The following is a 19,552-nucleotide window of genomic DNA, read 5'->3' as shown; positions in this document are numbered from 1 at the left end:
ATTACCGCAGTACACGGCTGAAAGACAGCCGGAAGCCCCGCCGATCCACCGCCGCACGGGCGGTCTCGATTCCCGGACGGCGGCGGCTCCACGGCGCGATCTCGCGAGCGTGTGAGTGCAACACCCACTACGGTGGAACCAAGCCGCTCCGACACGGCCGACGTTCCACGAGCCCTCCCCCCGGGGCATGAGGAGGAGAAGCATGCGCAGCCCTGTCCGCTGGGCCGTGTCGATCATGGCGGCCGTCGGTGTGCTCGGCGCGATCACGGCGTGCTCGCCGGGTGCGCCCGAGGGATCCGCGACGAGTGCACCGGCCGATACCCAGGACGTCGTCACCGTGACGAATGACGCCGAGCTCGCCGATGCCGGAAGCCGTGTCGCCGCCGGCGGGATCATCATGATCGAACCCGGCACGTACCATTCCTCGCTCGAGGTGCGCGCCGATGATGTGACCGTGCGTGGCACCGACCGCAACGGCGTGATCCTGGACGGCGAGTTCACCCGCAGCAACGGCGTGGTGATGACCGGAGCGCGCGTCAGCGTCGAGAACCTCACGGTGCGCAATTTCGTGCAGAACGGCGTCCTGATCACCGGGGTCACCGATGAGAACGGTGCGGGCGTCGCGCGGGGGCCGGACGGCTATCTCCCGGGAAACGTGGCCGACCCCGTCGCCGGGTATCTGGTGCAGTCCGTCACCGCGCAGAACAACGGCCTGTATGGCATCTACGCGTTCAACCGCACCGGGGGAGTGATCCGCTCGAACCTCGCGAGCGGCGGATCGGACTCGGGGATCTACGTCGGCCAGTGCGAGGACTGCAACGCCGAGGTCTCGGGAAACGTCGTCACCCTCAACGCGGTGGGCATCGAACTCGCCAACGCGTCGAACGTCGTCATCACCGGGAACCGCATCACGCGCAACCGCATCGGCCTCACCATCCTCTCCAACTACCTCGAGGCGCACGGTCCGACCCGGGGCGTCCGGATCGCCGGAAACGTGATCACCGACAACGACGAGTCGCAGACGCCCGAGCAGGCGACCGGTGCCTTCGGCGTGGGCGTCGGCCTGTCCGGAACGGTGGACGCCGTGGTGCGTGCCAACCTCATCACCGGCAACCCGAACGCGGGTGTCTGGGTGAACTCCTCGGACGACTTCGCCCCGTCGGGCACGAGCGTCACGGACAACGTCTGGGACGACTCGGCGCTGGCCGTGGTGTTCGCACCCAGCGCCGAGCATGCCGGATCACAGAACTGCTTCCAGCTGCCTGTCGGTGCACGAAGCGAACCGCCCGCGCTCGCCACGGCGCGCTGCAGCGACGGGATCGCCCCGGCCGCCTGGGCCCAGCCGGTCGCCCCCGCCGGCATCAGCTTCGCGAAGGTGGCGACGACGCCCGAACGTCCCGGTCTGGACAGCGTCGATGAGACCCCGCGCACGCTGCCGGATGCGGTGGACCTGCCGGACGTCAGCACCGTGAGCGTGCCTGCTGCCGATCTGCTCGCAGATCCCGCCGCATGAGCGAAGGCACGACCATGGAGCCGGGCGACGGCACCACGCGGAAGATCGGTCGCCGGTCGCTCTTCGCGGGAATCGGCGCTGCCGCCGTGACCGGGGCAGCCGGCTTCGCGCTCGGGCGGATGGGCGAGGGATCGGCTGCCGCCCCGGAGCCGGCGGCCAGCACCACCAGCAGTACGCAACAGCGCGCGCTGGCCGAGGCCCACCGCCTGCCCGGAGCCACCTGGCCCGAGGTGCCCCCGCGGCACCTCACGGTTGCGGTGCTCACCCTCGCGTCGACCACGCCGGCGGACGTCCGCACCGCTGTCGAGGCGATTCACACCGCCACGAGCGAGGTCACCCCGGACGCGGGGGAGCTGACGGTTCTGGTGGGCGTCGCTCCCGCGCTCGCAGCCGCGGTCTGGCCGGAGCGGGTGGCGCATGCCGAGCCGCTTCCCGCTTTCCGCAATGACCGGGCGCCGTTCCTCGCCGCCGGGGACCTCCTGGTTGAGGTCTCTGCGGAGACGGCGGCAGCCGTCGCCGACCGGATGAGGGCGATCCTCGCCGCGACCCCGCAGGCCACGGTGCTCTGGCGCAGCAACGGCTCGCGCGATGCGCCGACACCGGCGGGGACGACCCGCACGCCGATCGGGTTCGTGGACGGGATCATCAACCCGCGGACGGCGGACCTGCTGGACGCGGGGGTGTGGACGGGCTCGGGACGCGACACGTATGCGGTCGTGAGACGGATGCACATCGAGTCGACCTTCACCGGCCTGGCGGTGCCGGAGCAGGAGGAGGCCATCGGCCGCCGCCGGGACACCGGGTCTCCGCTCTCCGGCGGCGACGGCATGGCGGAGGTCGATCTGTTCGCGAAGTCCGAGACGGGTCGTCTGCTCACGCCGACGGCCGCGCACGCACGGCGCGCGCACCCCAGCAACATAGGCCGCCCGCTCATGCTCCGCCGCAGCTATGCTCTCGGCGATGCTCCGGGGGCGGGGCTGCTGTTCCTCGCGTTCTTCAACGACCCCGCGACGTTCATCATGACCCAGCGCCGCCTCGACGAGCAGGACGGACTCATCTCGCACACCTACACGGATGCCGGCGGGGTGTTCTTCGTTCCGGACCCCGCCATCGGCTGACCGTCCGTGTGCGGCACGGGCAGGAACTAGGCTGACACTCATGTCACTGCCGTCGGATGCCGAACGCCGTACCTACAGCTATCTGGGCCCGGCGGGGACGTTCACCGAGGCCGCCCTCGCCCAGGTTCCGGAGGCGCGCGGTCAGATCTGGCGTCCGGTGCACAACGTCGGCGAGGCCCTCGCCGACGTGACCAGCGGCCGCAGCGATGCGGCGATGATCGCGATCGAGAACTCCGTCGACGGCGGCGTCACCACCACGCAGGACGCCCTGGCCACCATCCCGGGTCTTCGCATCGTGGGGGAGTACCTGGTGCCGGTGTCGTTCGTGCTGGTCGCGCCGCGCGGCACGGCGCTAGCCGACGTGGACCGTATCGCCGCCCACCCCGTCGCCTACGCGCAGTGCCACATCTGGCTTCAGGAGAACCTCCCCACCCATTCGCACGTCCCGGCCGCGAGCAACGTGGCCAGCACCATCGGTCTGCTCGACGGTTCACTCACGGTGGAGGCGGCGATCGCTCCGCCGAACATCACCGAGCACTACGACGTCGAGGTGCTGGCCGAGAACATCGGCGACAACGCGAATGCCGTCACGCGCTTCGTGCTCGTCTCCCGTGTGGTGGCACCGGTGCCCCCCACCGGCGCCGACAAGACCACGGTGATCGCCGAGCTCTCCGATGACCGGCCCGGTGGTCTGCTGGAGCTGCTGGAGCAGTTCTCCACGCGTGGCATCAACCTCGGCCTGATCCAGTCCCGTCCGATCGGCGACACCCTGGGCCGCTATCGCTTCATCATCGACGCCGACGGTCACGTACAGGATGAGCGCATGGCCGACGCGCTGATGGGCGTGCGCAGATTCAGCCCGCGCGTGGTGTTCCTCGGCTCCTATCCCCGTGCGGACCGGCAGGTGGTGCACTATTCGGACCGCTATGCGGACGAGCTCTTCGTCGAGGCACGAGACTGGTTGCGCGGCATTCTCAGCGGCGAACCGGAAGAGTGATCCCGGGTCGCCGGGAGTCGACCGAATCAGCGATGCGCGCCCGTGGCGCTGCGGCTAAGGTGGTCGGCATGACGGGGGACGACGACGGGTGGCGTTCGCAGTCACGGGTGCGCGACGCGTCGGTGGACTCGTTCATCGCGGGCTTCGTCACCGCCATCCGGCAGGGCCACGCGGAGGAGGCGGACCGGCTTGCCCGGCGCACCGCCATCAGCGAGATCGTGACCCGGGGTCTGCAGCTGCACGAGGCGCTGGGTGCGGTGCCGGTGGAGTCGGGCGTCGCCTCCCTCAGCGATCCGGCCCATCCCGGAATCCTGCTCACCGTCGCCACCGCCCGCGCCGAGGCGACCGGGTCCGTGGACGCCCTTGATCGTCCGCTGCGTGACGCCGCCCGTCGCCTCCTCGCGGAGCACCCGGCGTCGGCGGCGCAGCGGGCACGCAATCTCTCCTTCGCGGCGTTCGCGATGCATCTGATCGGGGACGAGGACGGTGCGCTGCGCATCGCGGCACGCGGGGCGGAGCTCGTCCTCTCGATCGAACCGGGGGTGGGCTCGCGGGAGCTGCCCGAGTTCGCCGTCGCGGCGAGCGACCTCGCCATGGTGTACATGTTCTCGGAGCAGTACCTGCGCGCCGTGCGGCTGTGGTCGTGGGTGCGGGCGCAGGTGGCCGACCCTCGCGAGCCGGCTCTCATGCAGGCCGACTGGGGGCTCGCGATCGCGGGGACGATCGTCGGCGATCAGTCGCTCGTGGCCGCCTACACGCGACCTGCGCTGGATCCGAACCGTCAGGAACTCGGATCGGCGGTCGGTCGTGATCCGTGGTGGGCGCTGGTGCAGGCCGCGCGCATCTGGGCAGCCCTGGACCTCATCGATCCCGAGCGGGCGCTGCACATCACCATGCACGCCGTGGCGTCCACGAGCCCCTCGGTGCTCATCTCACCGCTGGGGACCGCTCATGCAGCCACGCTCCTGGCCCTGGGGCGACCCGAGGCCGCCATCGGGGTGCTGCAGGCACTTCCCGATGCGGCCCGCACCGTCACGGGGCCCGATCGCGGCTGGCGGACGACGCTGCTGGCGCTGGCGGAGGCCATGCGCGGCGGCGATATCGGGCCTCTGCTGCGCGCTCCCGGCCTGCAGGCCGATCCCTACCTGTCGGACGTGCTGCGCAGCCACGCGGCACTCGTCTCCGGTTCGGGCGATCTGACCGCCGCGCTGCGGGAGGACGACCGCCCCCGCTCTGTGCGAGCGACGGGGCTCTACGCCGTGGTCCGCGCCGCCGCTCACCTCCGGCTGGGCAATCAGGCCGCCGCGCTTTCGGAGCTCGCCCGGGTGGCGGAACAGGTCCCCGGGACGGGGCGGAGTGCCTGGGCACTGCTCCTGCCGGACGCCGACGTGCAGGCGCTGCGCGAACTCGCGCGGTCGGTCGATCGGCCTCAGCTCGCCGACGTGCTTCCGGAGCGCAGCGCGGTGACCGGCGCCGCCCGACGGGTGGAACTCACCGAGCGCGAGCGCGAGGTGCTGGCGCTCTTGCAGCAGGGCCGCACGAACGCGCAGATCGCCGCCCAGCTGTTCATCTCACCGAACACCGTGAAGTTCCACGTGGCGAACATCCTCAAACGTCTGGGTGTCGCCAGCCGGGACGAGGCGGCGGCGCTGGGCGTGGCCGATCCTCCCTCCCGTTCGGTCCACGCCGGGTGAGCGGGTGGCGCGGACGGCTGTCCGCTCGCGCCGGCGAGGGGAGCGGGTAGGCCGGGCGGGTAGTCTTCCCCGCCCACCCTTCCATGCACCCGCATGGGGTTGTTGACTGGGATCACGAAGAGCGTTCGTCCCTGACGACGCCGATCGAGACAGTGATGAGGCCGCTCGCGCCCCCCTCGCGAGCGTCCTCATTGCACGGCCCCACGGCGTGCGCCCGATCGACGGCTCGGCACCCCCCGCCGCCCGTCTCTTCCAGATCGGGAGATCGACCACTGCGATCGAGCGGCGGATGCCTCGCATCCGCCGCTCTTCGTCGTCTGAGCTCAGACCCTCGAGGACGCGGTCGCCACCGCGGAAGCCGCTGATGTGCCGACCCGGTGCGCGAGGCGCGTGGCCGGCTCGTCCACCCAGATCGTGAACAGGCACGCGACGATGAACGACGCGGGCAGCGTCAACCAGAGCGCCGTGGTCCCATCGGGCAGGAGAAGGGCGCCCGCGACGATGATGGGCACGTGGACGAGGTAGAGCCCGAACGAGATCCGGCCGAGGAAGCGCAGCGGCGGGATGCCGACGAACGTGGTGAGACGTGACGGCACGCTCAGCCCGAAGACCAGGAGCGCTGCGCCGAGGACGACGCTGGCGCTGAGCGCCAGGGATGCTCGGTCGGTGAGAGCGAGCCCGCCGAACGTGCGCGCCGCATCCGGCACGGCGATGAGCGCGAGACCCGCGCCGGTGGCCACCCATGACCGCCAGGGAGCGGGCTTCACGATGCGGGTGCGGTAGAGCTTCGCGACGGCGGCGCCAGCCACGAACATCGGACCGAACTGCAGGGCCGGCACCAGGAACCAGCCGCCGAGGCCGCTCAGCACCGCGCACAGCGCAACCGTGGCCCACAGCGACCAATGACGGTCCACGCGGAGCACCAAAAGGAAGGCGAGAGGCAGGAGGAGGGAGAAGAGCAGTTCCCATTTCAGTGACCACAGCGGGTTGTTGAGTGAAGCGCGGCCGGTGATGAGGAAGAGGTTCGAGATCACGTCTCCGATGCTGAGCCGGTCGATCGTCGATGCCCGCACCCACGCGCTCTCCCCGCCGCGGGGCACGCCGAGGGTCAGGACCACGAGGGCTGCAGCGAAGAGTACCGACGCCGCCGACGGGATCCAGAGGCGGAGGAAGCGGCGCGGGTAATAGCTCCACAGATTCATGGATCTGCCGCGTAGCAGCGGGAGCACCAGGACGAATCCGCTGAGGACGAAGAAGATCGTGACCGCGTTCGTTCCCATGCTCGCCAGCCGGAGGGGCGTGTCCCACACCCACCACGCCACCGAGAACGGCTCCGCCCGTTCCGCCGTGGTGGCGGTCGCGGAGTCCAGCTGGATCGAGATGAACCGGCCGAGGTCGGTGGAGATCAGCGCGTGCCAGATGACGACGGCCACAGCCGCGAGACCGCGCAGTCCGTCGAGCGCGTGCATGCGCGTGGGCGGACGGGTGATGCCACCCGTCGCCGTGATCGTCCCCGTCGTTGCCTCAGTCGTCATCGACACCCCCTGCGTACGAGGGGGAGTCTAGCTCGCCGCCGCGCCCGGCCTCGTTCTCTCTCCCCGGGTGCGACGAGGCAGGTTCGAGGCGGTGCGGGAACAAGCCCCGCGGCCGCTCACACGGGCGGCGTGGGCGTTCGCCGGCCTCAGACGATGAGCTCCAGCGTCTGCATCCGCCCCGGAGCGGTCGCGAGATCCTCACCCTCGTAGGCACCCGCAACCGGCGAGATCATGACCTCGTCCAGGCCGTGTTTCGCGGCGAAAGCCGAGAGGTCGCTGCGCACCATGTCGCCGGTTCCCACGAACCAGCGAGCGCGCGCAGAGCCCATGAACTCCGCTGTCATCGCATCCTCGGTGGCGGCCTGGGCCGCATCGACGGTCTCCAGGGCCTCGAGCGGCTTTCCGGTGCGCATGCGCGCGAACATCCGCAGTTGCGGCAGGGCACGAGCCTCCGCTTCTTCGGCGGTCGGCGCAGCGACGACGTTCGCGGTCAGGAACGTCCGGGGCTCGGCGAGGTCGGCAGAAGGCTGGAAGGAGGTGCGGTACAGATCGAGCGCGCGCTCGAGCCCCGACCCGGAGAAGTGGTTCGCGAACACGTACGGCAGACCCATCTGCGCCGCCAGCTGGGCGGAGTAGTCGCTCGAGCCCAGGAGCCAGACGTCGGGGCGGCCGATGGCCGCCGGAGTGGCGCGAACGACGTACTCGCCACCGCTCACGAACCGCATGCTGGCGCCGTCCTCGCCGGTGAGGGCCAGGATGTCGGCGATGTGCTGCGGGAAGCGCTCCACGTCGGACGACGTGCCGCTCTGGCGCAGCAGCTGGGTGATCACGGGATCGCTTCCCGGCGCCCGCCCGATTCCGAGATCGATGCGACCCGGCGCGAGCGCTTCCAGCGCGGCGAACTGCTCGGCCACGACCAGCGGCGCATGATTCGGAAGCATGACGCCGCCCGAACCCACGCGGATCCGGCGGGTGCGCGCGGCAGCTGCAGCGATCAGCACAGGGGGAGTGGTCGATGCCACCGCCGGCATGTTGTGATGCTCGGCGAACCAGTAGCGGCGATACCCCAGCTCGTCGGCGCGTACCGCGAGCTCCAGTGCGGAGGCGACGGCCTGCGTCGAGCTCTGTCCGGTGCGTACCGGGATGAGATCGAGGACGGAGAGGGCGAGCGGCGCGCTCACTTCGCGTTGATCTCCGTGTAGACCTGGGTGAGGGCCTGCTCGAAGGCCTCCGAGGGCTGCGCGCCGGAGATGCCGTAACGGCCGTCGATCACGAAGAACGGAACGCCCTGGATGCCGTAGGCGGCAGCCTGGGCGATGTCTGCCTCCACCTCGCCGCGGAAGGCGTCGGCGTCCGCGACGACGCGGTCGGCGAGCTCAGCGCTCAGGCCCGCTTCGATGGCACGATCGCGCAGCAGAGTGAGGTCGCCGACGTCTTCGCCGTCAGAGAAGTACGCGCGAAACAGGGTGTCCAGAACAGGCTGCTGGACACCTTCGGCGCGCGCCGCCTGGAGGAAGCGGTGGGCGTCGAACGTGTTGGACGGCACGGAATCCTCGAAGGAGAAGCGGAATCCTTCCGCGTGGCCCTGCTCGGTGAGGTGGCGGTGCGAGGCCTCCAGCTGCCGCGGGTCCATGCCGCGCGCGATGAGCTTCTGCGCCGCGGTTCCCGGTTCGCCGTGAGCGGGTGCGGACGGGTCCAGCTGGTACGAGTGATACGTCACGTCGATGTCGTCACCGAACGGCAGCCCGGCACGGACGTTCTCCAGGCGCTTGTCGCCGAGGGCGCAGAACGGGCATGCGACGTCGAGCCAGACATCGACGGCGAGGCGGTGGGAAGTGACGGGGCCGGTGCTGGTGTCGGTCATGTGGGCTGGAACGCGACGGAGGTGACGACTATTCCCCACGGCGGCGACGCGAAACGATCTGCCTCGATGATCAGATGAAGCGATGCACGAATCTTGGTGTTCTCGTGCACTACTCATCCAAATAAGGACCGATGTGCATACACCACATCCATCCTTCGGCGCAAGGGGATAGCGAGAGGTCGACATGATGATGACCTCACGTTCCGCATGATGACGCGGAAGTGCTGGTGGCGTCAGAGGCTATGGACCGTGCATGACATGCATGATACCTTGCTGGCAACTCGCTGGGACATCCCCCGTTGTCCCCTGTGAGTCACAGCTGAAAATTCCCCCGAAGGAGCTCCCCCGTGCTCACGATTTCGCGTCCCCCCGTGCCCCCACCCGACACTGCACGGCGCCGACCACGCGGCCTGATCGCCACCGCCGCGATCGCGGTGGCGTCCGTGTTCGGGATAGGGATCGTCGCGCCACCGGCGGTGGCAGCGCCGACGGATCAGTCGGAGGCGTACGCGCGCCTTATCGACACGAACCTCCTGGGTGTTGATCTGCTGGATCTGATCACCGCACAGTCGGCGTATCCGAGCTCGCCCGGGGAGCATCGCGCGTCTATCGACGCCTCGGTCCTGGATGGGCTGATCGGCGTCAGCCTTCCGGGACTGTCGCTGCCACTCATCGGGAACGGCTCGAACGGGGGACTTCTGGATCTCGGGGCGTCCGCGCAGGCGGGTGTGCTGGGCGGCGTGGCGAACGCGTCGTCGCCGGTGGACGCGGTCGCGGCCAGCGGTGCGGTCTCCGGGTCTGGCGCGATCGAGCTCGATCCGGACGCCAACATGGACACCGGGTACGCCACAGTTCAGCTGACGGCGCTTCTCGGCCAGCTCGGGCTCTCCGAACTCAGCGATGAGATCATCGATGACCTCACACTCCGCCTCGGCGCGCTCTACTCGAAGGCTCAGGCCTCCTCGGGTACCACGACGAGCGACTACGTCGTTGCCGGCGCACAGATGCGGGTGTCCTCGCCGCTCGTCGCCGGCCTCACCGCCGCGCTCCAATCGACGGCGGAAACGGCCACGCAGGCGTTGTTCGCCACCGACGGAGTCCTCCAGACCGTGTTGAACGGCGTCAGCTCGGGATCGCTGGATGTCCTGCTTGCCAGGATCAGTCTGGGCACCCCGAAGATCTCCGCGACCGTGAACCTCGGGGATGTCACCTCCGCACTGCTGCTGACGCCGTTGCGCGATTCCAGCGGTCTTGTGTCCATCGACCTGGGCACGGGCGTGATCACCATCGATCTCGCGAAGCTGCATGCCGCGGGACTCAACGACCTTCCGGCCAACACGTCGCTGCTCACTGCTGCGGAGGTGACGCAGATCACCGACACCGTGGCATCGCTGCTCGGCTCGCTCGCGGGCTACGTCGGCAATGCCGCCGTGACGGCGCTGCAGAGCACCCAGGTCACGGTGACCCTGAACCCGACCGTGAGCGTTCTTCCCGGCAACCCGCTGGTCAGCGTGGAATCGGATCTGGCCATCACCCTCTCCGGAACGCTGAGACAGTTCACCGACTCGACCCAGCCGGCGCCGGTCGTCCAGAGCACCGGTGGAATCACCCTCACCTCGGCTTTGGGCGATACCGAAGTACCGCTCGGTAGTGTGCTCAACCTTGTGACGAACACCACGCTGCCTGCGATCCGGCTGGCGCTGTCTCCTGTGCTCGGCGTCGCCGGCGCCGGAACGGCCGCGATCACCGCCGCACTGCAGTCCACCGTGGCTGGGGTCGTGGATGTGCTGCGACCCGTGCTCGACGACGTGCTCAACCAGATCGTCGACCTGACCGTGAACCAGCAGGACACCGCGGACGGCATGTTCCGTGTCCGCGCGCTCACGGTCTCGGTGCTCCCCGGAGCGAACGTCATCGAACTGCCCCTGGCCACTTCCGCCGTTCGCGCGCTGGCGGTGGCCCCGGCCCCGGTCGCCACCTCTCTCTCCCCGAGCAGCGGCCCCACAGCCGGTGGCACGGCCGTAACCATCACCGGCACGGATCTGGGAGGCGCGACCGCCGTCACGTTCGACGGCCTCTCCGCCGCCGTCACCGCCAACACGCCCACCTCGGTGACGGTCTCGACCCCGCCGCACGCGGCAGGCCCCGTGCCGGTCGTGGTCACCACCGCGGGCGGGACAACCAGCCCGCTCACCTACACCTATGTCGCGGCTCCCACCCTTGCCGGGCTGACGCCGAACCATGGCCCGGTCGGGGGAGGCACCGTGGTCACGATCACGGGCACCAACTTCACCGGTGCCAGCGCGGTGAGCTTCGGCGGGACCGCGGCCCAGTCGTACACGGTGAACTCGCCGACGCAGATCACCGCCACCTCGCCCGCACACGCGGCCGGCCCGGTGGATGTGACGGTCACGACGGCCGGAGGCGCATCGCTTCCGCAGACGTTCACGTACTACGACCAGCCGGTCATCGGAGGCGGCGGCGCGATCGGGCTCGACCCTGATCGGGGCTCGACCGACGGCGGTACCGGCGTGACCATCACCGGCACCGGGTTCCTGGGCGCCGACGATGTCACCTTCGATGGCGACAGCCGGCCGTTCACGGTCGTGGACGACACGACGATCACCACCACGACCGCGGCGCACGCGGCGGGACCCGTCGACGTCGTCGTCTCGAACCCGGACTTCGCCAGTGACCCGGCCGTGTTCACCTACGTGCCGCTTCCTGCCATCACGGGCCTCGCTCCGAACTTCGGCCCGGTCGCCGGCGGAACGTCAGTCACCATCACCGGATCCGGGTTCGCGGACGCCACCGTCGTCACCTTCGGCGGCACGACCCTCCCGGTCGGCGCGCACACCGACACGTCAATCGTCGTCTCCTCGCCGCCGCACGCTGCCGGTCCCGTCGACGTGACGGTCACCAACTCCACCGGTGTCAGCGCGCCGCAGACGTTCACCTACTACGGCACCCCGGTGATCGGTGACGGTCTCGGCGACATCGGCCTGGACCCGGTGAACGGTCCCACGGCCGGCGGAACCGTGGTGACCATCACCGGATCCGGCTTCACCGGTGCGGACTCGGTCACCTTCGACGGCACCGACGTGGCGTTCAGCGTGATCTCCGACACCGAGATCGAGGCCACCACGGCGGCGCACCCCGCGGGCGCGGTCGACGTGGTCGTCTCGAACCCGCTGGAGAGCAGCGACCCTGCCACCTTCACGTTCTACGACGCCCCGGTGATCGGTGACGGCGGTCCGGGCACGAACGGCCTCGACCCGAGCCAGGGCCCGACGGCCGGCGGCACCGTGGTGACCGTGACCGGTGAGAACTTCGTCGACGGCCTGACCTCGGTCACGATCGGCACCACCGTCATCCCGGCCGCGAGCGTCACCGTGACCTCCGGCACCGAGCTCGAGTTCACCACCCCGGCACACGCCGCGGGAGGCGTGCCCGTCACGGTGACAACTCCCGGAGGCACCTCCAACGCGCAGACCTTCTCCTACTACGACACCCCGGTGATCGGAGACGGCGCGGGCGACATCGGTCTGGACCCCGATCGTGGTTCCATCGCCGGCGGCACGCCGGTGACCATCACGGGAACCGGCCTCGCCAACGTCACCTCCGTGACCTTCGGTGACCAGCCTGCCCGGAGCTTCACGGTCGACAGCGACACCCAGATCTCGGCCGTCACCGAGGCGCACGTCGCCGGATCGGTTCAGGTCTCGGTCGCAAACCCGCTCACCACCAGCAACGAGGTTCCGTACCTGTACGTGCCGGTGCCGGCGCCGACGAGCCTCTCGCCGACGTTCGGTCCCACGGCGGGCGGCACCTCGGTGACCATCACGGGCACCGGATTCGCGGGAGCGACCCAGGTGGACTTCGGTGGCACGGTGCTGCCGCTGACGAACCAGACCAGCGACACCACGATCGTCGTCAGCTCGCCGCCGCACGCTGCGGGGGGTGTGAACGTGACGGTCACCAACGTGTCCGGCACCAGCGCTCCGCTGTCGTTCACCTACTACGGCCAGCCCGTCATCGGCGACCCGGACGCGGGCATCAGCGGACTGGACCCGGATGAGGGCCCGGTGGCCGGCGGCACGGCGGTCACCATCACGGGCACCGGCTTCACCGGTGCGAACGCGGTGACCTTCGGCGGCGCCCCGGCTCGCTCGTTCACGGTCGTCGACGACACGCGGATCGATGCGGTCACCGAGGCTCACGCCGCCGGTGCCGTCGACGTGGTGGTGTCGAACCCGTCGCTCTCCAGCGACCCGGCGACCTTCACCTACTATGACGTGCCGGTCATCGGCGACGGCGGTCCGGGCACGGACGGCCTCAACCCGAGTGCCGGCCCGTCTGCGGGCGGGACACCGGTGACGGTGACGGGCGACAACTTCGTCGCCGGTCAGACGTCGGTCACCATCGGCGGCGCGGTCATCGCGCCGGCAGCGGTGACGGTCGCGTCCGAGACCGAACTGTCCTTCACCACCCCGGCACACGCGGCAGGGGCGGTGGATGTCACCGTCACGACGCCGGGCGGTACGTCGAACGCGCAGACGTTCACGTACTACGACCAGCCGGTGATCGGCGATCCGGACACCGGTATCAGCGGCCTCGACCCGGATGCGGGACCCGTCGCGGGCGGCACTGAGGTGACCATCACGGGCTCGGGCTTCGCGGATGTGGACGCGGTGACCTTCGGCGGTGCTCCGGCTCGCGAGTTCACGGTGGTCAGCGACACGCAGATCGATGCGGTGACGGAGGCGCACGCCGCCGGTGCCGTGGACGTCGTGGTCTCGAACCCGGCGCTGTCCAGCGACCCGGCGACGTTCACCTACTACAACGTTCCGGTCATCGGCGACGGTGGCCCCGGAACCGACGGCCTGAACCCGTCGTTCGGCCCGGTGGCCGGCGGTACACCGGTGACGGTGACGGGTGAGAACTTCGTCGCCGGTCAGACGTCGGTCACGATCGGCGGCACGGTGATCGCACCGGCGAACGTGACCGTCGCCTCCGCAACGGAGCTGTCCTTCACCACTCCCGCTCACGCGGCGGGCGCGGTCGATGTGACCGTGACGACGCCGGGCGGTACGTCGAACGCGCAGACGTTCACGTACTACGACCAGCCGGTGATCGGCGATCCGGACACCGGTATCAGCGGCCTCGACCCCGACGGCGGCCCCATCGCGGGCGGAACCGCGGTGAGCATCACCGGAACCGGCTTCCTGGGTGCGGACGCGGTGACCTTCGGCGGCGTCGCTGCGGCGTCGTTCACCGTGGAGAGCGACACCCTGATCGAGGCGGTGACGCCCGCACACGCTGAGGGCGCCGTCGACGTCGTGGTCTCCAACCCGTCGTTCGACAGCGACCCGGCGACCTTCACCTACTACGACGTGCCGGTCATCGGCGACGGCGGTCCCGGAACCGACGGCCTCAACCCGAGTGTCGGCCCCGCAGCGGGTGGCACCCCCGTAACGGTGACCGGTGAGAACTTCGTCCCGGGTGAGACGTCGGTGACGATCGGTGGCGTGGTCATCGCGTCGGCGAACGTGACGGTCGCCTCCGGTACGGAGCTGTCGTTCACCACTCCCGCTCACGCGGCGGGCGCGGTGGATGTGACGGTCACGACGCCGGGCGGTACGTCGAACGCGCAGACGTTCACCTACTACGACCAGCCGGTGATCGGCGACCCGGACACCGGCATCAGCGGTCTGGACCCGGATGCGGGCCCGACGGCAGGCGGCACGGCGGTCACCATCACCGGTACCGGTTTCGCGGACGTGGACATGGTGATGTTCGGGGACATTCCGGCTCGCTCGTTCACGGTTGTCAGTGACACACGCATCGACGCGGTGACCGAGGCTCACGCCGCGGGCCCGGTCGACGTGGTGGTCTCGAACCCCGCGGTCTCCAGCGACCCGGCGACCTACACCTACACCGACGCTCCGGTGATCGGCGATGGCGGTCCCGGCACCGACGGCCTGAACCCGCCGTTCGGCCCCGTGGCCGGCGGCACCGCGGTGACGGTGAGCGGTGAGAACTTCGTCGCGGGCAAGACGTCGGTCACGATCGGCGGCACGGTGATCGCGCCGGCGAACGTGACGGTCGCCTCCGGTACGGAGCTGTCGTTCACCACGCCGGCGCACGCCGCGGGCGGGGTGCCCGTCACGGTGACGACGCCGGGTGGCACGTCGAACGCGCAGACGTTCACGTACTACGACCAGCCGGTGATCGGCGATCCGGACGCGGGCATCAGCGGTCTCGATCCCGAGGTCGGTCCGGTGGCCGGCGGCACGGTGGTGCAGATCACCGGTACCGGATTCACCGGGGCCACGTCGGTCACGTTCGGCGGCGACGCCGCGGCATCCTTCACTGTCGAGAGCGACACGCTCATCGAAGCGGTGACGGCCCCGCACGCAGCAGGTGCAGTCGACGTGGTGGTTGCCAACCCGTCCTCGGCGAGCGACCCGGCGACCTTCACCTTCTACGACGTTCCGGTGATCGGTGACGGTGGTCCTGGTACGGACGGCCTGAACCCGCCGTTCGGCCCGGTGGACGGTGGCACGGCGGTGACGGTGACGGGTGAGAACTTCGTCGACGGTCAGACCTCTGTCACGATCGGCGGTACGGTCATCGCACCCGCGGACGTCACGGTCGCCTCCGACACCGAGCTGTCGTTCACCACCCCGGCGCACACCGCCGGAGCGGTGGATGTCACGGTGACGACTCCGGGCGGCACGTCGAACGCGCAGACGTTCATGTACCTCGGCCAGCCCGTCATCGGCGACCCGGACACCGGTATCAGCGGTCTGGACCCGGATGCGGGCCCGGTGGCCGGCGGTACGGCGGTGACCATCACCGGCACCGGATTCACGGGAGCGAACGCGGTGACCTTCGGCGGTGCTCCGGCTCGCGAGTTCACGGTGGTCAGTGACACGCAGATCGATGCGGTGACGGAGGCGCACGCCGCCGGTTCCGTGGAGGTCGTGGTCTCGAACCCGGCGCTGTCCAGCGATCCCGCGACGTTCACCTACTACGACGTTCCGGTCATCGGCGACGGTGAGCCCGGAACCGATGGGCTCAGCCCCTCGTTCGGTCCGGTGGCCGGCGGCACGGCGGTGACGGTGACGGGTGAGAACTTCGTTCCGGGTGAGACCTCGGTCACGATCGGCGGCACGGTGATCGCGCCGGCGGATGTGACCGTGGACTCCGAGACCGAGCTGTCCTTCACCACGCCGGCGCACGCCGCCGGTCCGGCCGATGTGACGGTGACGACGCCGGGCGGCACCTCGAACGCGCAGACGTTCACCTACTACGCGACGCCGGTGATCGGTGATCCGGAGATCGGCGACCTGGGTCTGGACCCGGATCACGGACCGACGGACGGCGGCACCACGGTGACGATCACGGGATCCGGTTTCACCGGGGCCAACCAGGTCACCTTCGGCGAAGCGCCGGTGGCATCGTTCACGGTGGTCGACGACGGCACGATCACGGCGGTCACCGCGGCACACGCCGCCGGCGACGTGGACGTGGTGGTGTCCAACCCGGCCGCCTCCAGCGACCCGGCGGTGTTCACCTACGAGCAGTCGACGGGCCCTGCGGCACCGACCGTGGACGGCATCACGCCCGACAACGGCCCCACCAGCGGCGGCAACGAGGTGACCATCACCGGCGGCGGCTTCACCCCCGGCACCACGGTCACCGTGGACGGTGTTGAGGCGCCGGTGACGGTGGTGGATGAGAACACCATCACCATCACGATGCCCGCGCACGAGGCCGGTGTGGTCGAGATCGTGGTGACCACCGAGAACGGCTCCAGCAGCCCGGTGGAGTACACCTACGTGGCACCGGGCACCACGCCCACGCCGACGCCGACCGCGACATCGACGACGGGGCCGACCACGCCGGTCATCCCCAGCGCCACGCCGACGCGCGGTCCGGGCGGTAACCTGCCCGGCACCGGAACCGATCTGCCGATCGGACCCCTGGCGCTCGGCCTGATCGTCCTGCTGCTCGGCGTGGTGGTCGCGGCTCGCCGCACCCGCCAGGCTGATTGATCGGAAGCAGGACCTGAGGGGAATCTGAGGACCCCGGCGGATCATCCGCCGGGGTCCTCTCCCGTGACGTCCGGGGTCATCTCGCATATGCCGACGGCGAACACCGGCATACCGGCCCTCCGGCGTCGTTACAGTCTTCCTAGGGCGCATTCCCTCGCGCCCCGAGGAGTTGACGATGTTCGAGAGATTCACCGACCGTGCCCGTCGGGTGGTCGTCCTCGCCCAAGAAGAGGCGAAGATGCTCAACCACAACTACATCGGTACCGAGCACATCCTGCTCGGTCTCATCCACGAGGGTGAGGGCGTTGCCGCCAAGGCCCTGGAGTCCCTGGGCATCTCGCTCGACGCCGTGCGCGAGCAGGTTCAGGACATCATCGGCCAGGGTCAGCAGCAGCCGACCGGTCACATCCCCTTCACGCCGCGCGCGAAGAAGGTGCTTGAGCTGTCTCTGCGCGAAGCGCTGCAGCTCGGCCACAACTACATCGGGACTGAGCACATCCTGCTCGGTCTCATCCGCGAGGGCGAGGGCGTCGCCGCCCAGGTCCTCGTCAAGCTCGGCGCCGATCTGAACAAGGTCCGCCAGCAGGTCATCCAGCTGCTCTCCGGTTACCAGGGCAAGGAGCCCGTGGGAGTCTCCGGTGCAGCCCAGGAGTCGCCGTCCGCGCCGCAGGGCGGTTCGGCCGTGCTCGACCAGTTCGGCCGCAACCTCACGCAGGCGGCGCGCGACAACAAGCTCGACCCCGTCATCGGGCGTGAGAAGGAGATCGAGCGGGTCATGCAGATCCTCTCGCGTCGGTCGAAGAACAACCCGGTCCTCATCGGTGAGCCCGGCGTCGGCAAGACGGCCGTCGTCGAGGGACTCGCGCAGGCCATCGTCAAGGGCGAGGTGCCCGAGACCCTGAAGGACAAGCAGGTCTACTCGCTGGATCTCGGCTCGCTGATCGCCGGCTCCCGGTACCGCGGTGACTTCGAGGAGCGCCTGAAGAAGGTCACCAAGGAGATCCGCACGCGCGGCGACATCATCGTCTTCATCGACGAGATCCACACGCTCGTGGGTGCCGGTGCGGCCGAGGGCGCCATCGACGCGGCCTCGATCCTGAAGCCGCTGCTGGCCCGCGGCGAGCTGCAGACCATCGGTGCCACCACGCTCGACGAGTACCGCAAGCACTTCGAGAAGGACGCGGCGCTGGAGCGCCGCTTCCAGCCGATCCAGGTGGCCGAGCCGTCGCTGCCTCACGCGATCAACATCCTCAAGGGGCTGCGCGACCGTTACGAGGCGCACCACAAGGTGCAGATCACGGACGGTGCGATCGTCGCGGCGGCCAACCTCGCCGACCGCTACATCTCGGACCGCTTCCTGCCGGACAAGGCCATCGACCTGATCGATGAGGCCGGCGCCCGCCTGCGCCTGTCGATCCTGTCCTCCCCGCCGGAGCTGCGCGAGTTCGACGAGAAGATCGCCAAGGTCCGTGAGGAGAAGGAAGCAGCCTCCGAGAACCAGGACTTCGAGAAGGCCGCATCGCTGCGCGACGAGGAGAAGAGCCTGCTTGCCGAGCGTCTGCGTCTGGAGAAGCAGTGGCGCTCTGGTGACGTCGCCTCCCACGCGGTGGTCGACGAGGGCCTGATCGCCGAGGTCCTCGCCCAGGCCACCGGCATCCCCGTCTTCAAGCTCACCGAGGAGGAGTCCGCTCGCCTGGTGTTCATGGAGAAGGCGCTGCACCAGCGCGTCGTGGGTCAGGAGGAGGCCATCGCGGCTCTCTCCCGCACCATCCGCCGCCAGCGTGCCGGTCTCAAGGACCCCAACCGCCCGTCCGGATCGTTCATCTTCGCCGGTCCTACCGGTGTCGGCAAGACGGAGCTGGCCAAGGCTCTGGCGGAGTTCCTGTTCGACGACGAGGGTGCCCTCATCTCGCTCGACATGAGCGAGTTCGGTGAGAAGCACACGGTCTCGCGTCTGTTCGGTGCCCCTCCCGGATTCGTCGGCTTCGAAGAGGGCGGTCAGCTCACCGAGAAGGTGCGTCGCAAGCCGTTCTCCGTCGTCCTCTTCGACGAGATCGAGAAGGCGCACCCCGACATCTTCAACTCGCTGCTGCAGATCCTCGAGGAGGGTCGACTGACCGATGGTCAGGGCCGCGTGGTCGACTTCAAGAACACCGTCATCATCATGACCACGAACCTCGGTTCGTCGGCCATCGCCGGTGGCCCGGTGGGCTTCCAGATCGAGGGCAACTCGCAGACCACGTACGAGCGGATGAAGGGCAAGGTCGACGAAGAGCTCAAGCGGCATTTCAAGCCGGAGTTCCTCAACCGCGTCGACGACGTGATCGTCTTCCCGCAGCTGAGCAAGGACGAGCTGGTCCAGATCGTCGACCTGTTCGTCAAGCGACTCCGCGACCGCCTGCTGGACCGTGACATGACGGTCGAGCTGTCCGAGGCCGCCAAGCTCCGCCTCATCGACCTGGGCTACGACCCGGCGCTGGGTGCACGTCCGCTTCGCCGGGCGATGCAGCGCGAGGTGGAGGACCAGCTCTCCGAGCGCATCCTCCAGGGCGAGCTGAACGCAGGCGACCACGTGAAGGTGGACGTCGCCGATGGCAAGTTCGTGTTCGAGCACGCCCCCCGCGGCGAGAAGGTCGCGATCGGCGCGGGCACCGCTCCCGCGATCGACGTCACCCCGGACATGATCGCCGGCGAGTAATCCGTCTCGACGAACGCCCCGCGCTCTGCGCGGGGCGCTCGTCGTATTCCGGGGGAGTGGTCTCACTCTGTGC

9 protein-coding genes are annotated in these 19,552 nt (G+C 69.5%); 6 read left to right on the top strand and 3 right to left on the bottom strand.

Features of this window, described 5'->3' with window-relative positions:
* Nucleotides 1-202: 202 nt before the first annotated feature.
* The 4 genes from LQ566_RS05955 to LQ566_RS17635 all read left to right on the top strand — a co-directional run bounded on the left by LQ566_RS05955 (nucleotide 203) and on the right by LQ566_RS17635 (nucleotide 5,322).
* Nucleotides 203-1,513, top strand: a complete 1,311-nt coding sequence (locus LQ566_RS05955; protein WP_231090686.1) for a right-handed parallel beta-helix repeat-containing protein — start codon at nucleotides 203-205, stop codon at nucleotides 1,511-1,513.
* Nucleotides 1,510-2,631, top strand: coding sequence for a Dyp-type peroxidase (locus LQ566_RS05950; RefSeq protein ID WP_231090685.1), 1,122 nt, complete (start codon nucleotides 1,510-1,512; stop codon nucleotides 2,629-2,631). The genes LQ566_RS05955 and LQ566_RS05950 overlap by 4 nt, the downstream gene beginning before the upstream one ends.
* 40 nt (nucleotides 2,632-2,671) lie before the next feature.
* Complete coding sequence (gene pheA, locus LQ566_RS05945) at nucleotides 2,672-3,628, top strand: prephenate dehydratase (RefSeq protein ID WP_231090684.1); 957 nt, start codon at nucleotides 2,672-2,674, stop codon at nucleotides 3,626-3,628.
* A 68-nt stretch (nucleotides 3,629-3,696) separates the two neighbouring features.
* Complete coding sequence (locus LQ566_RS17635; RefSeq protein WP_308070562.1) at nucleotides 3,697-5,322, top strand: LuxR C-terminal-related transcriptional regulator; 1,626 nt, start codon at nucleotides 3,697-3,699, stop codon at nucleotides 5,320-5,322.
* A gap of 323 nt (nucleotides 5,323-5,645) precedes the next feature.
* Here the strand turns inward: LQ566_RS17635 and LQ566_RS05935 are convergent, their stop codons facing one another.
* The 3 genes from LQ566_RS05935 to LQ566_RS05925 form a co-directional block, all read right to left on the bottom strand.
* Nucleotides 5,646-6,857, bottom strand: a complete 1,212-nt coding sequence (locus tag LQ566_RS05935) for an acyltransferase family protein (protein WP_231090683.1) — start codon at nucleotides 6,855-6,857, stop codon at nucleotides 5,646-5,648.
* A 146-nt stretch (nucleotides 6,858-7,003) separates the two neighbouring features.
* Nucleotides 7,004-8,038 carry an MsnO8 family LLM class oxidoreductase gene (locus tag LQ566_RS05930; protein ID WP_231090682.1) on the bottom strand — a complete coding sequence of 345 codons (1,035 nt, stop codon included), beginning with the start codon at nucleotides 8,036-8,038 and terminating at the stop codon, nucleotides 7,004-7,006.
* Nucleotides 8,035-8,721 (bottom strand): DsbA family oxidoreductase, encoded by a 687-nt coding sequence (locus LQ566_RS05925; RefSeq protein WP_231090681.1) that lies wholly within the window; start codon nucleotides 8,719-8,721, stop codon nucleotides 8,035-8,037. The genes LQ566_RS05930 and LQ566_RS05925 overlap by 4 nt, the downstream gene beginning before the upstream one ends.
* Before the next feature lie 371 nt (nucleotides 8,722-9,092).
* Here LQ566_RS05925 and LQ566_RS05920 point away from each other — a divergent pair, with 371 nt between their 5' ends.
* Both LQ566_RS05920 and LQ566_RS05915 read left to right on the top strand, forming a co-directional pair.
* Nucleotides 9,093-16,781, top strand: a complete 7,689-nt coding sequence (locus LQ566_RS05920) for an IPT/TIG domain-containing protein (protein ID WP_231090680.1) — start codon at nucleotides 9,093-9,095, stop codon at nucleotides 16,779-16,781.
* A gap of 175 nt (nucleotides 16,782-16,956) precedes the next feature.
* Nucleotides 16,957-19,479: an ATP-dependent Clp protease ATP-binding subunit gene (locus LQ566_RS05915; protein ID WP_231090679.1), complete on the top strand. Its 2,523-nt coding sequence runs from the start codon at nucleotides 16,957-16,959 to the stop codon at nucleotides 19,477-19,479.
* Nucleotides 19,480-19,552: the final 73 nt, after the last annotated feature.

It is taken from the genome of Microbacterium nymphoidis (genome assembly GCF_021044885.1).
GTDB lineage: Bacteria > Actinomycetota > Actinomycetes > Actinomycetales > Microbacteriaceae > Microbacterium > Microbacterium nymphoidis.
Note: the sequence above shows the minus strand (reverse complement) of the source record. Positions and strands in the feature narration are given on the sequence as shown.

Excerpts from the sequence above, each read along its gene's own strand:
- LQ566_RS05950 (WP_231090685.1), top strand. The coding sequence starts at position 1,510 with ATGAGCGAAGGCACGACCATGGAGCCGGGCGACGGCACCACGCGGAAG.
- pheA (WP_231090684.1), top strand. The coding sequence starts at position 2,672 with ATGTCACTGCCGTCGGATGCCGAACGCCGTACCTACAGCTATCTGGGC.
- LQ566_RS17635 (WP_308070562.1), top strand. The coding sequence starts at position 3,697 with ATGACGGGGGACGACGACGGGTGGCGTTCGCAGTCACGGGTGCGCGAC.
- LQ566_RS05925 (WP_231090681.1), bottom strand. The coding sequence starts at position 8,721 with ATGACCGACACCAGCACCGGCCCCGTCACTTCCCACCGCCTCGCCGTC.
- LQ566_RS05955 (WP_231090686.1), top strand. The coding sequence starts at position 203 with ATGCGCAGCCCTGTCCGCTGGGCCGTGTCGATCATGGCGGCCGTCGGT.
- LQ566_RS05915 (WP_231090679.1), top strand. The coding sequence starts at position 16,957 with ATGTTCGAGAGATTCACCGACCGTGCCCGTCGGGTGGTCGTCCTCGCC.
- LQ566_RS05935 (WP_231090683.1), bottom strand. The coding sequence starts at position 6,857 with ATGACGACTGAGGCAACGACGGGGACGATCACGGCGACGGGTGGCATC.